The following is a 12,164-nucleotide window of genomic DNA, read 5'->3' as shown; positions in this document are numbered from 1 at the left end:
TGGATCTATCTCGCGATGAGCCGCCTCATGACGAAACGATTAGCCCATGCAGCAGCTTAATTTCCAGACACCCTCTAGCCCCTCCGGATCAGGGTTCCGGCGCCGTGATCGGTGAAGAGTTCCAGCAGAACCGCATGGGGGACCTTGCCGTCCAGGATGACCACCGCCTCGACGCCCCGCTCCAGGGCGTAGATGCAGGTCTCGATCTTCGGGATCATGCCGTCCGTGATGGTGCCGTCGGCGATGAGCCGCCGGCAATCCTCGATGGTCATTTCAGGGATCAGGTTCTTGTTCTTGTCGAGAACACCCGGAACATCGGTCAGGAGCAGGAGGCGCTTCGACATCATCGCGCCCGCGATGGCGCCCGCGAAGGTGTCGGCATTGACGTTGTAGGTCTGGCCATCCTGGCCCACGGCCACGGGGGCCAAGACCGGAATGAGCTCGGCGCTGAGCACCTGGTCCAGAACCTCCCGGTTCACCTTCTCGGGCTCCCCCACAAAGCCCAGATCGACCACCTTCTCAATGTTCGATTCGGGATCCACGGAGGTGCGGGTGATCTTGCGGGCCGTCACCATGTTGCCGTCCTTGCCGCACAGGCCTACCGCCTTGCCGCCCTCGGCTCCGATCCAGCCCACGATTTGCTTATTGATGGAGCCCGCAAGCACCATCTCGACCACCTCCACGGTGGCCTCGTCCGTGACCCGAAGGCCGGCCCGGAATTCGGATTTGATGCCGAGCTTTTCCAGCATCTTGCCGATCTGCGGCCCACCGCCATGGACCACAATGGGCTTGATGCCCGATTGCTCGAGCAGGACTACATCCTCCGCGAAATCCTCCGCGGCCGCGCGGTCGCCCATGGCGTGGCCGCCATACTTGATCACCACGACCTGCTGGTCGTAGCGCTGCATATGGGGCAGAGCCTGCACGAGCACTTCGGCCTGGACGTGGACATCAGGGAGCTGATCGGGCGTAGGCGAAGAGGACATAGACGGCTCCAGCTCGAAAAACGTTGCAAAGCGGCCTGCCTTCTAGCCCAAGGCGGCAGGTCTGCAAACAGAGACTTCAGGACGAACGGCCGAAGAGACCGGCCGCGCCCACAAGAACCCAGCCGATCATCAGCAATACGCCGCCGGTCGGAGCCGCCATCGGCAGGAGGGGCACGCCTTGAAATGCACGGCGGGAGAGATCGCCGCAGAACAGCGCGAGGCCGAGGATTAGGACGAAGCCGGCAAGCCGCGCCAGGGTGACATGGAGGAAGCCGCCCGCCGAAAGGGCCACAAGCGCCAGAAGGGCGGGGGCGTGGAACAGGAGGAACTGCGCCGCCGTGGCAAGGCTGCCGCCGGTCACATGCGCGGCGGCGGCCGACAGGCCGACACCCAGAATGCCCGAGAGGGAGGCTAGCACGATGAGGATGCGCTCGGGCAGGCTCATTCGGCTCCCCGTTCTCTCAGGAGCCGGGCGATCCCAGCGCGAAGTTCGGGAATGCCGAAGCCCGAGCGGCTCGAGGTAGGCATGATTTCGGGAAAAGCCGCGGCGCGTTTTGCGATCTTTCCCGCCGTGTCGGCGATGCACTTTTCGAGCTCGCCTTGCTTGAGCTCATCTGCCTTCGTCAGAACGACCTGATAGGAGACGGCTGCTTTATCGAGGGTCTCCAGAATGCCCTCGTCGACAGGCTTGAGGCCGTGTCTGGCATCGATGAGCACATAGACCCGGGCGAGGCTGGCGCGACCGCGCAGGTAATCGTGGATCAGCCGGGTCCAGGCCTGCACCTTTTCCTTCTCGACGGCGGCGTAGCCATAGCCGGGCATGTCCACGAGGTGGAAGCGCTGGCCAATGTTGAAGAAGTTGAGCTGCTGCGTCCGGCCCGGCGTATGAGACGTGCGGGCGAGGGTGTTGCGCCCGGTCAAAGCATTGACGAGGCTCGATTTCCCTACATTGGAGCGGCCCGCGAAGGCGATCTCTACCTTGCTCATGGGAGGCAGGTTCTTCAGGGAGTTTGCGGCCCAGATGAAGTCCGCCTCGCCGGCAAAAAGCTTGCGGCCGATCTCCAGGAAAGGGTCCAAATCTTGGGAGCTTGTCTCGGTCATAGCCCCTTATAACGGCTTGGAGCCGAAAGGCGATCCCTGCCGGCCCGGCTTTCGCGGGACGCCGGGCTTCTTCAGAAATGTAGTGCCGCTCTACAAGTTCAGGGGAGTGCGTTCAGGCTCCTACTTCAGCATCCTCGATCGCGGCAGAGGTTTGCGCGCTGCCTGTCCCCGTTCCCGGCCTGAGAACAGGCCCACCAAACAAGGCTTTCCTTATGATCGACGAGCCCATCCAAATCCGATCCGTCGAGGTTCTTTCAGACGACTGGGCCGTGCTGAAGAGGGTCACGTTCGACTATCGGCGCCGGGACGGCAGCCTGGAACGGCAGGTCCGTCAGACCTACGACCGGGGGAACGGGGCCGTGATTCTGCCCTATGATCCTGAGCGCGGCACGGTGCTGCTCGTGCAGCAGTTCAGGCTGCCGGCTTATGTCAGCGGACATGTCGAGCCTCTCATCGAGGCCTGTGCCGGGCTTCTCGACAAGGATGATCCGGAAACCTGCATTCGCCGCGAGGCCGAGGAGGAGCTCGGCTACAAGCTGCGCGGCACCGAGCCGGTCTTCCATATCTTCATGAGCCCCGGCAGCGTGACCGAACGGCTGATGTTCTTCGTGGCGCGATATTCGCCGGAGGATCGTATCGGGCTTGGCGGCAGGGACGCCCACGAGGGCGAGGATATCGAGGTGCTCGAGATCACCCTCGACGAGGCTCTGGGGATGATCGATCAGGGCAAGATCATCGACGGAAAGACCATCATGCTGCTTCAGCACATCAAGCTGAAGGGACTGATGGGCGTGTAAAAGCGGCCGGCAGCGATCAGGCTGCCGCTCGCAAATCGGCCAGATCCGCTCCCCGGATCGCATTGAGATTGCGCGTGATCTTCTCGACGTCCCAATCCCACCAGCGGATGGCGAGAAGCTCCGCGATCGCACCATCGGTAAAGCGCTTGCGAACGATCCTAGCCGGATTGCCGCCGACGATGGCATAAGGGGGCACATCGGCGGTCACAACGGCTTTCGCCGCGATGATCGCTCCGTCGCCGATGGTCACGCCGGGCATGATCGTCGCTTCCTGGCCAATCCAAACGTCGTTGCCCACGACCGTGTTTCCCTTGATTCCCGCCTCGATCGTTCCCCAGTCGAAGCCTTCCTCCCAGCCCCGGCCGAAGATGTTGAACGGGTAGGTGGAAAACCCCGTCATGGCGTGGTTGGCGCCGTTCATGATGAAAGCGACGCCGGTCGCAAGGGCGCAGAACCTTCCAATGATGAGCTTGTCGCCGATGAAGTCGTAGTGGTGCAGCACGCAGCGCTCCACGAAGCCTTCGGGGCCGCGCGGATCGTCGTAATAAGTGAAGTCACCGATTTTGATGTTTGGCTGGTTCACGAAAGCTTTGAGAAAGCCCACCCGCGGATGACCGGGCATGGGGTGGGGCGTTGTCGGGTCGGGACCTGCCATCGATCCTCCTTGGGCCAACTGCGCAAACAAAAATCCCCGGGACCAGCCCGGGGATGACGGTGTCGCGTCGGGTCGATCAGCCTTTGGCGGGGCTTTTCCGCGCAAATGTGCTGCGCAAATTGTCCCAGAGTTCGATCTTAACGCCGTTGCGCTTCATGATGAAGGCCTGTTGGCTGACGGAGAGAAGGTTGTTCCAGGCCCAGTAGATCACGAGTCCGGCCGGGAAGGAGCCGAGCATGAAGGTGAAGATCACCGGCATCCAGGCGAAAACCTGCTTCTGTACCGGATCCGGCGGCTCCGGGTTCATCTTCATCTGCAGCCACATGGTGACGCCCATGATGATCGGCCAAATCCCGAGCATCAGGAAGGGACCGATCACCGGCACTGCACCCGGGTTGTATGGGATGAGCCCAAACAGATTGAACACCGAGGTCGGATCGGGCGCCGCAAGATCGCGGATCCAGCCGAAGAACGGCGCGTGGCGCATTTCGATGGTGACGAAGAGAACCTTGTAAAGCGCGAAGAAGACCGGGATCTGGATCAGCACCGGCCAGCAACCGGCCACCGGGTTGATCTTCTCCTTCTTGTAGAGCTCCATCAGCGCCTGCTGCTGCTTCATCTTATCGTCCGCGAAACGCTCGCGGATCGAGGCCATTTCCGGCTGGACCGCCTTCATCTTGGCCATGGACGCATAGGACTTGTTGGCCAGCGGGAAGAAGATCAGCTTTAGGACCACGGTCACGAGCAGGATCGCGACGCCGAAATTGCCGAACATCCGGTAGAAGAAGTCGAGCACCTTAAACAGCGGCTTGGTGATGAAGTAGAACCAGCCCCAGTCGATCAGCAGATCGAAATTCTTGATGTTGAGCGTGTCCTGATAGCCGTCGACGACAGCAACTTCCTTCGCGCCCGCGAAAAGGCGCTGCGTCGTCTCCGTCGTGCTGCCGGGCTGCAGCGTCTGAGGGCTGCCGAGCATGTTGGCCTGATAGACTTGGCCGTTCTGGTCCTGCCGCGCCGTGAAGGATCCCTGGTAGGCTTGAGCCTGATCCGGAATGACCGCTGCGGCCCAGTACTTGTCGGTGATGCCCAGGAAGCCGCCGGTCACTCCGTCCCAGGCCTTGCCGACTGTGTTCTGGCCCAGGGCCGCTTCTTCCTTGTCGAGATTCGCGTAGGTGTATTCCTGGAGGCCCTGGTCGCCCAGAACGCCGATCATGCCTTCGTGCAGCACGTAATAGCCAAGCGTCGTAGGCTTGCCGTGGCGGGACACGAGACCGTAGGGGTGCAGCGTCACGGGCCCGGAGCCGCGATTCTCGACAGCATTCTTGACGGTGAACATGGACTTGTCGTCCACCGAGATCGAGCGGCGGAAAACGAGGCCTTGGCCATTGTCCCAGGTCAGCGTCACCGGCGACGAGGGCGTCAGCGACGTTCTATCGGCCGTCCAGACCGTGTCCGGGCCGGGAAGGGGGCCGGCCTGCGTGCCGACCCAGCCGAAATCGGCGTAATAGGGGTTCTGGCTGCCGGACGGCGAAAACAGGACGATGTTCGGGCTCTTGGGATCGACCGTCTCGCGGTACCGTCTCAACGCCACGTCGTCGATGCGGCCCCCGCGCAGGTTGATGGAGCCTGCGATGGCCGGCGTGTCGATGGCGACGCGCGGTGAACGCGCAAGCGCGGCCTCGCGGGACTCGACGACCGGAACCGCCGGCGCGCTTGGAACCGTACCTGGCACAGGAGCCGAAGGTCCGCCCGCCTGGCTCGGCGAGGGAGGCTGGTTCGGTGCGGCGGGATTGACCTGCGTGGATTGCTGCTGGGCTACGCGCTGCCGCTCGGCCTCCGGAGCCGCAAAGAAGTATTGCCAGCCGATCAAAACCGCCACCGACAGCACGATGGCGACGATGAGGTTTCTGTTTTCTTCACGCATGGGAATGTCCGCGACGCTCGCCGTTAAGGGGCGGTGAGGAGGGAATGGAACCGGCTACGGGCCGTGGGCTCTTCTGCTTGGTGACGACTCGCAGCGCGCGCTGGAGATCGTCGATGAGCACGGCGTAGTCGGCGGCCAGGATGTCGCGGCGTCCAATGATCACGACATCCACGTTGATATGGGCAAAATCCTTGCCCGCCTGCTGGCATACGGTCCGAAGCCGGCGCTTGATCCGGTTGCGTTCGGTGGCGTGGCCGACCCGCTTGGTGACCGTGAGGCCAAAGCGCAGGCCGGAACCCGCATCTTCACGGAGACGGCCCTGGACCGTCATCCGCTCCGTATGAAAGCGGCGGCCCGAGGCCGCCGCGACGAAGTCAGGTCGTTTCGTCAGGCGCCCGATCAAACCTGCGCGAGATTCGCGCACCGGGCAAACCCTTGCGCTGCTTACGCCGACAGGCGCTTGCGGCCATGGGCGCGGCGAGCCGCAATGACCTTGCGGCCACCCTTGGTCGCCATGCGCGCACGGAAGCCATGGCGGCGCTTGCGAACCAGCTTGCTCGGTTGATACGTCCTCTTCACGGCTCTTCTCCGGTCGAATAGGGGCAGCGGTGCTCAAAGGCTCGCGCCCGTCTGGATTTCTTGGGGTTTTCCCCGAAACTGTTTCGAAAAAACGATCAGCGCCCATGAAGAGCGCTGTCAGCTTGCGCGCTTATGACGGAACGAACCGCCAAAGTCAACGCCGCTCTCGCGTTCCGGACATAATCGGGCCCGTTGTCCGAAAAGCGCGGGACCGTTTGGGCTTGGCCGTTTCGGGCTCTACATAATGGGTGCGAAAGACAAGGACAAGGCGTGGCGGAAGAGCAGAGAAACCTTGAGGCACAAGGGAAAAAAAGCAGGCTGTGGCGATATTTGCCGTTGGCGGTCATTCTGGCCGGGGTAGTCGCCGTCTTCGCTACCGGGCTCCACCGCTCCTTAAGCTTCGAAACCTTCGTCGACTATCAAGTGCGTCTGCGGGAGCTGGTCGAAGCCCGCTGGCTTCAGATGCTTGGCCTCTATGTCCTGGTCTATGTGGCGGCCGTCACCCTGTCGCTTCCGGCGTCCGCATTCCTGACCGCGATTGGGGGCTATCTGTTCGGCTGGGCCATCGGCGGCACCGTTGCGTCGATGTCCGCCACGCTTGGCGCGACGTGCATTTTCCTGATCGCCAAGACCTCGGTCGGACAGTCGCTTCTGCGGCGGGCCGGGTCCCGCATCCAACGATTCGCGGAAGGCTTCAAAACCAACGCCTTTTCCTACCTGCTTTTCCTGCGCCTGATGCCCGTGGTGCCGTTCTGGCTGACCAATCTGGCGGCAGCCTTTTTCGGTCTGCGGCTCAAAACCTTCGTCCTGGCGACCCAGATCGGCATGATCCCCGCCTCCTTCGCGTTTGCGTTTGCGGGCTCAGGGCTTGATGACGTGATTGCGGCTCAACAGCGCGTCCGGGCCGAGTGCCTGAGCCGCGGCGGCGGAGATTGCGCGCTAGAGCTCAGCGCCAAGAGCCTGCTGACCCCTCGTCTCATGATAGCCCTGGGCATCCTGGGAATCTTGGCTTTGGCCCCGATTCTGGTCAGGCGCTGGCAAGGGCGACGCAAGAGGATGTCTGCGTGAAGAAAACCTATAAAATCAGCCGCGACGCCGGGACCCTCAAGCCGGATCTTTGCATCATCGGGGCCGGTTCAGCCGGTCTGTCCGTGGCGTCGATCGCAGTTTCCATGGGGGCTTCCGTGGTCCTCGTCGAGAAGCACCGGATGGGCGGAGAATGTCTCAATGTCGGGTGCGTGCCGTCGAAGGCGCTGCTCGCCGCCGCGCATCACGCGCACGACCTTCGTCAGGCAGGGCGTTTCGGCATCGGGACAGGGGAGGGACCCTCGGTCGATTTCTCCCGAGTCCGTGAGCACGTAAGGGAGGTCGTCAGCACTATTGCGCCGATGGATTCCATCGAGCGCTACACCGCCATGGGGGTTCAGGTCATCCAGGGGGAGGCATCCTTCACAGATGCTCAGACCGTGTCGGCGGGCGGCCGACTGATCAAGGCCCGGCGTTTCGTCATCGCCAGCGGCTCCATGCCCGCCCTGCCGTCCACTCCGGGCCTTGATCAGGTTCCCTATCTGACCAATGAAACCGTTTTTGATCTGGCGGAAAAGCCTGAGCATCTCATCGTGATCGGGGGCGGCGCCACGGGCGTCGAACTCGCCCAAGCCTACCGGCGCTTGGGCTCCGAGGTCACCCTGATCGAGGCAGGCGAGCGTCTCCTCAGCGGCGAAGATCCCGAGATGGCCGCGGTTGTCGAACGCGCCTTGCGGTCGGAGGGCGTCGAAGTCAGGACCGGGTGCGCCATTGACCGGATCGAACGACGCGAGAATTCGCCGGTATCCATCCTGCTGGCTATGGGTGGGGACGGAATCGACGGCACTCACGTTCTCATAGCCACGGGTCGTCAGGCCGTCACCGACGGCTTAGGTCTCGAAGCGGCTGGGATCAAGACCGACCGTTCCGGGATTCGCGTGGATCAGAGGCTGAAAACCACGAACTCCCGCGTCTACGCCATCGGCGATTGCGCCAGCGGACCAAAGCTCGGCGGCCGCTTCACCCATGTGGCCAATCACCATGCCGGCCTCGTGATCCGCAACGCTCTCTTCGGGCTGCCGGTCAAGGCCGGCGACACGCCTATTCCTCGCGTGGTCTACACCGATCCCGAACTTGCCGCCGTAGGGCGAACCGAGGACGAGGCGCGGGCCGAGCACAAGAGCATCAGAATCCTGCGCTGGTCCTTCGCCCACAACGACAGGGCGCGTGCCGAAAGGGCGACCTCCGGGCATGTGAAGGCCATCGTCACGCCGCGTGGGCGCATCCTGGGCTGCACCATCGTCGGGCCGCGCGCCGGCGAGTTGATCATGCCCTGGGTTCTTGCCATGACGCATGGCTTGAAGGTTTCCGATCTGGCCGGAGTGGTTTATCCCTATCCATCCCTATCCGAGGTGACTAAGAGCACGGCAGTGGAGTTTTTGAAGCCATTGACCCAGAATCCGTGGTCGCGACGGGTCATCGGCCTGGTCCGCCGCCTGGGGTAACGACTGCAATGAACATGGAGCAGCCGCATCCGGTGAAGTGGCGCTTGGCGGGCCAATTCGGCCTCTCGGCGCGCTTGCTCCTTCTGACGGCGCTTTTCGTGATGATCGCGGAAGTGCTGATCTATGTACCGTCTATTGTAAGCTTCCGTCTGACTTGGCTGAGCGATCGTCTGGCGGCAGCGCAGATTGCCGCGGTCGTGCTCGATGCGGCACCCGAGGAAGGAATTTCCGAAGAACTTGAGATGCGCCTCTTGAACAGCGTCGGGGCGAGGGCAATCGCGCTTCGAGGCGGAGGGCGAAGAAGCCTGCTTGCAGGTGGCGACGTGCCGCCGGAGGTCGACAAGAGCATTGACCTGCGAAACGTGAGATGGCTCGATCTCGTCGGGGATACGTTCGAAGACCTGGTTCTCCCGTCTGAAAAGCCGATGCACGTGATCGGAAAGGGCATGGGGGTCGATTTCGTCGAGCTGATTCTCGATCCCCGTCCCTTGCGGGCCGCCATGCTCGAGTTCTCGCGCAACATCCTTCTTCTGTCGCTTCTCATCTCGCTGATCACGGCCTCTTTCGTCTACCTCACTCTGCAATGGGTGATCGTGCGCCCGGTGCAACGGCTGACAGGAAACATAGCGGCCTTCTCGGGCGATCCCGAGGATGCCTCACGGGTGATCAGGCCTACCGATCGGGCCGACGAGATCGGCCTTGCGGAGCAGGCACTGGCCCGGATGGAAACGACGCTCGCGGACGAACTGCGCCAGAAGCGCCGCCTGGCGCAGCTGGGCCTTGCGGTGAGCAAGATCAACCACGAGCTGCGCAACATGCTGACGACGGCTCAGCTGCTCACCGACCGGCTGGACCGGGGCCGCGATGGCGGGGACGGGACGGTGCAGCGGATTGCGCCGCGCCTTGTGGCCACCCTCGACCGCGCCATCGCGTTCTGCGAATCAACCCTGGCTTACGGACGCGCGAGCGAACATCTGCCACAGCGTCAGCTGTTTCCTTTGGCGTCCCTGGTGGACGACCTTGGGCACCTGACCGATCTTGCGCCCGGAGCCGACATCGCCTTTGAGGCCGATGTCCCGGAGGACCTTCAGGTCGATGCGGACCCGGACCAGCTGTCCCGCATCCTCGTCAATCTCGTGCGCAACGCCGTGCAGGCGCTGAGCCAAGCGGGGTCGTCGAGCGGCAGACCAGGCATCAAGGTTACGGCGCGGCGAGAGGGGAAAGCGGTGATCGTCTCCGTTCAGGATAATGGCCCCGGCATACCGGAGCGCGTCCGGGTCGATCTTTTCACGCCGTTTCAGGGATCCGCTCGCAAGGGTGGCGCGGGCTTGGGCTTGTCAATCGCAGCCGAACTGGCTCGCCTCCATGGCGGCACGATCACGCTGGACGAAGCCGAGGATGGCGCCTGCTTCAAGGTCGCCATTCCTGACCGGTCTTCCGCAGAGAACGGTCTTTGACCGAACCGCATATCTTTTCACAAACAGGCTTGCCAACCGCTCAGGAACCCTTTAAGTCACCCGCCTCGGCCAACGTTGCTTCCCGCAAGCAGCTGCCGATCAGGCGCCCGTAGCTCAGCTGGATAGAGCACCAGACTACGAATCTGGGGGTCAGAGGTTCGAATCCTTTCGGGCGCGCCATTCTTTTCAAGGACTTAACTGTAGCAAGTGCAGCTTCTGCTTCCCAGAAAGTGTAATTGGGAAGCATATGGGAAGCAGTGCCATGGATGCGGCATGCACAGCTTGCTCAAAACCACGCCGGCATTTCAGGGACGGGGCCATAGCTCAGTTGGGAGAGCGCTTGAATGGCATTCAAGAGGTCGGCGGTTCGATTCCGCCTGGCTCCACCAATCTGGTCTGACGAAACGGAGCGAGCGGGTGTAGCTCAGGGGTAGAGCACAACCTTGCCAAGGTTGGGGTCGAGGGTTCGAATCCCTTCGCCCGCTCCAGTTTCCAAACCCCGCTACGCCCGTCTCGCTTAGATAGTTAGAGTGCTGGCCCGGCACGCTGAAGGTCGCAGTTGCTAGCTCCGTTACCAGCGTCACATTTCTCGTCCATGTTTCCTCTGCCTGAAGCCGTGCTGAGGACCCCTCCAAAACCCTTTGATCCAGACCCAAAACTTGAAGCGGCCTTGGACAGACTGGCGCCGGGCAATTAGCAGAGCCGAGGCGGTTTAGGAGAGGACGGTGCGAAATGAGATCCGGGATCTGGTATCCGGTCAGCGTCGCGCCACGCGACGGAACGCCGATCATCCTCTGGCTTGAGGATGTGGACGCGCCGCCAGTCTATCCGGTCACGGTCGGGGTTTGGGAAACTGACGACATGACAGGGACGCACTATTGGCGCGTGTTCGCGGCGAGCTACGGCACGCATGCCTATTTCGATGACCACGTTCGCGGCTGGATGAACCTCCCGCGCGCCCAGCATGCCTGACGAGCTGCGCTCCCCGATCAAGCACCATCTGGTGCTGCACCGGATTGACTCGGAACAGCGGGTGGGGCGGTTCTGCAGCCTCATGATCGAGCGCGACCTAGAACTCGGCGCGCCACAGACAAGCTTACTTCGAAAGAGGCGAAACGATTATTCCAGCGACAAAAGTAAGTGCGCTTGTTGCTACAATCGGGCACCAATAACGGTCGAGATTATCGTAGCGGTACATCGTACGACGACCTTGTTGATCGAGCCTAATGCCCACAACAGATCGGATCGATCCAAGTTCCTGCTTGGCTATTCGATTCTGGGAAGACGCTTTGAGGAATGGGCTGATCCTGAACCGCACCGACCCGAGCAGGGGTTGCCGTTTCGCTGCGCCGGCCCATAAATGGTCCCGCGTCACGAGGCCCTTTGTTAGCCATGAAAACAGCATCAAGTTACCGGAGACATGCCCAGGAGTGCCGGGTCCTCGCCAAGCAAATGCCCTTGGGAGAGCAGCGGGAGCAGCTTCTGGAAATGGCCCGAACCTGGGAAGCCTTAGCGACCTCCCGGGAGACGATGGTGCGCCATTCTGACCCCGACCCAGTGAACCCCTCGAACAAGGCGCGGCCACCTCTCAAGCAGTAGGTCTGCGGGGGAGTGACGAAATCCGCACAACCTCATTTATCGAACTGAACTGGGTTCAGAGCTACAAGCATCCACCATCGAGGAACCGGGCAAATGCGGACGTGATGAAAGTTCTAGTCGTTGAAGATGATCCCTTCGTCCGTGAGATGGCTGTGGCGGGATTGGAAGATGCCGGGTTTGAAGCTTTTGAGGCGCCCGGCGGCGGGGAAGCTCTGGAACTCCTGCAAGCTGGGATCGCCGTCGACGCCCTACTGACCGACATTCGCATGCCAGGAGCCAATGGCTGGGAGGTGGCCCGGGCCTTCCGCAAGCGCTTCCCGGATCTGCCCGTCGTCTATGTGACAGGCTATGCGGAGCAGATGCAGCCTGTGCCCGGAGGGATCATCATCTCGAAGCCCTACAGGATGACCCAGGTGATTGGCGTCTTGAGAACAGCGCTGGTGTGAGAGGGATTGTCGGTGCAATCCAGAAATGGCACTCAGCGTGCAAAGTCGACATGACACCCTGGGTCTAAAACCGGTTGGGGAGGGCGCCC

Annotated in this window: 13 protein-coding genes and 3 tRNA genes; 9 read left to right on the top strand and 7 right to left on the bottom strand. The window is 62.2% G+C overall.

Annotated features, from left to right (window positions below; translation table 11 throughout):
* Positions 1-74 precede the first annotated feature (74 nt).
* The 3 genes from argB to yihA all read right to left on the bottom strand — a co-directional run bounded on the left by argB (position 75) and on the right by yihA (position 2,087).
* The gene (gene argB, locus DRB19_RS27150) at positions 75-986 is read right to left on the bottom strand and encodes an acetylglutamate kinase (protein ID WP_114189111.1); all 912 of its coding nucleotides are present in this window, start codon (positions 984-986) and stop codon (positions 75-77) included.
* A 76-nt stretch (positions 987-1,062) separates the two neighbouring features.
* Positions 1,063-1,431 (bottom strand): DUF423 domain-containing protein, encoded by a 369-nt coding sequence (locus tag DRB19_RS27145; RefSeq protein ID WP_114189110.1) that lies wholly within the window; start codon positions 1,429-1,431, stop codon positions 1,063-1,065.
* A complete protein-coding gene (yihA, locus tag DRB19_RS27140; RefSeq protein ID WP_114189109.1) occupies positions 1,428-2,087 on the bottom strand; it encodes a ribosome biogenesis GTP-binding protein YihA/YsxC in 660 nt (219 codons plus the stop codon). Before yihA ends, DRB19_RS27145 begins: the two co-directional genes overlap by 4 nt.
* A 212-nt stretch (positions 2,088-2,299) precedes the next feature.
* On the opposite strand from yihA, the gene DRB19_RS27135 reads away from it, so the two are divergent.
* Entirely contained in the window at positions 2,300-2,884 is a 585-nt protein-coding gene (locus DRB19_RS27135) for an NUDIX domain-containing protein (protein ID WP_114189108.1), read from the top strand.
* Between the two features lie 16 nt (positions 2,885-2,900).
* On the opposite strand, the gene DRB19_RS27130 is transcribed toward DRB19_RS27135, so the two are convergent.
* The 4 genes from DRB19_RS27130 to rpmH all read right to left on the bottom strand — a co-directional run bounded on the left by DRB19_RS27130 (position 2,901) and on the right by rpmH (position 6,042).
* Positions 2,901-3,539, bottom strand: a complete 639-nt coding sequence (locus DRB19_RS27130; protein ID WP_114189107.1) for a CatB-related O-acetyltransferase — start codon at positions 3,537-3,539, stop codon at positions 2,901-2,903.
* A gap of 76 nt (positions 3,540-3,615) precedes the next feature.
* Positions 3,616-5,463, bottom strand: coding sequence for a membrane protein insertase YidC (yidC, locus tag DRB19_RS27125; protein ID WP_114189106.1), 1,848 nt, complete (start codon positions 5,461-5,463; stop codon positions 3,616-3,618).
* Positions 5,456-5,887: a ribonuclease P protein component gene (rnpA, locus tag DRB19_RS27120; RefSeq protein ID WP_114189105.1), complete on the bottom strand. Its 432-nt coding sequence runs from the start codon at positions 5,885-5,887 to the stop codon at positions 5,456-5,458. Before rnpA ends, yidC begins: the two co-directional genes overlap by 8 nt.
* A 20-nt stretch (positions 5,888-5,907) precedes the next feature.
* Positions 5,908-6,042: a 50S ribosomal protein L34 gene (rpmH, locus tag DRB19_RS27115; protein ID WP_027314822.1), complete on the bottom strand. Its 135-nt coding sequence runs from the start codon at positions 6,040-6,042 to the stop codon at positions 5,908-5,910.
* Between the two features lie 336 nt (positions 6,043-6,378).
* Between rpmH and DRB19_RS27110 the strand changes: the two genes are divergently transcribed.
* The 8 genes from DRB19_RS27110 (at position 6,379) to DRB19_RS27070 (ending at position 12,075) form a co-directional block, all read left to right on the top strand.
* A complete protein-coding gene (locus DRB19_RS27110) occupies positions 6,379-7,110 on the top strand; it encodes a TVP38/TMEM64 family protein (RefSeq protein WP_147022774.1) in 732 nt (243 codons plus the stop codon).
* A complete protein-coding gene (locus DRB19_RS27105; protein ID WP_245439856.1) occupies positions 7,107-8,573 on the top strand; it encodes a dihydrolipoyl dehydrogenase family protein in 1,467 nt (488 codons plus the stop codon). Before DRB19_RS27110 ends, DRB19_RS27105 begins: the two co-directional genes overlap by 4 nt.
* 8 nt (positions 8,574-8,581) lie before the next feature.
* A complete protein-coding gene (locus DRB19_RS27100; RefSeq protein ID WP_245439855.1) occupies positions 8,582-10,030 on the top strand; it encodes a sensor histidine kinase in 1,449 nt (482 codons plus the stop codon).
* Between the two features lie 103 nt (positions 10,031-10,133).
* Positions 10,134-10,210 (top strand) — tRNA-Arg (locus DRB19_RS27095).
* Positions 10,211-10,343: 133 nt separating this feature from the next.
* Positions 10,344-10,419, top strand: a tRNA-Ala gene (locus DRB19_RS27090).
* Between the two features lie 24 nt (positions 10,420-10,443).
* A tRNA-Gly gene (locus DRB19_RS27085) sits at positions 10,444-10,518 on the top strand.
* Between the two features lie 244 nt (positions 10,519-10,762).
* Positions 10,763-11,002 (top strand): hypothetical protein, encoded by a 240-nt coding sequence (locus tag DRB19_RS27080; RefSeq protein ID WP_114189102.1) that lies wholly within the window; start codon positions 10,763-10,765, stop codon positions 11,000-11,002.
* A 731-nt stretch (positions 11,003-11,733) separates the two neighbouring features.
* On the top strand, positions 11,734-12,075 hold the full coding sequence (locus tag DRB19_RS27070) for a response regulator (RefSeq protein ID WP_114189101.1): 342 nt from the start codon (positions 11,734-11,736) through the stop codon (positions 12,073-12,075).
* Positions 12,076-12,164 lie beyond the last annotated feature (89 nt).

Origin of the sequence: Microvirga aerophila (genome assembly GCF_003332305.1) — a bacterium.
Lineage (GTDB): Bacteria > Pseudomonadota > Alphaproteobacteria > Rhizobiales > Beijerinckiaceae > Microvirga > Microvirga aerophila.
The sequence above is the reverse complement of the archived record's forward strand: the minus strand, read 5'-3'. Positions and strand labels throughout refer to the sequence as shown.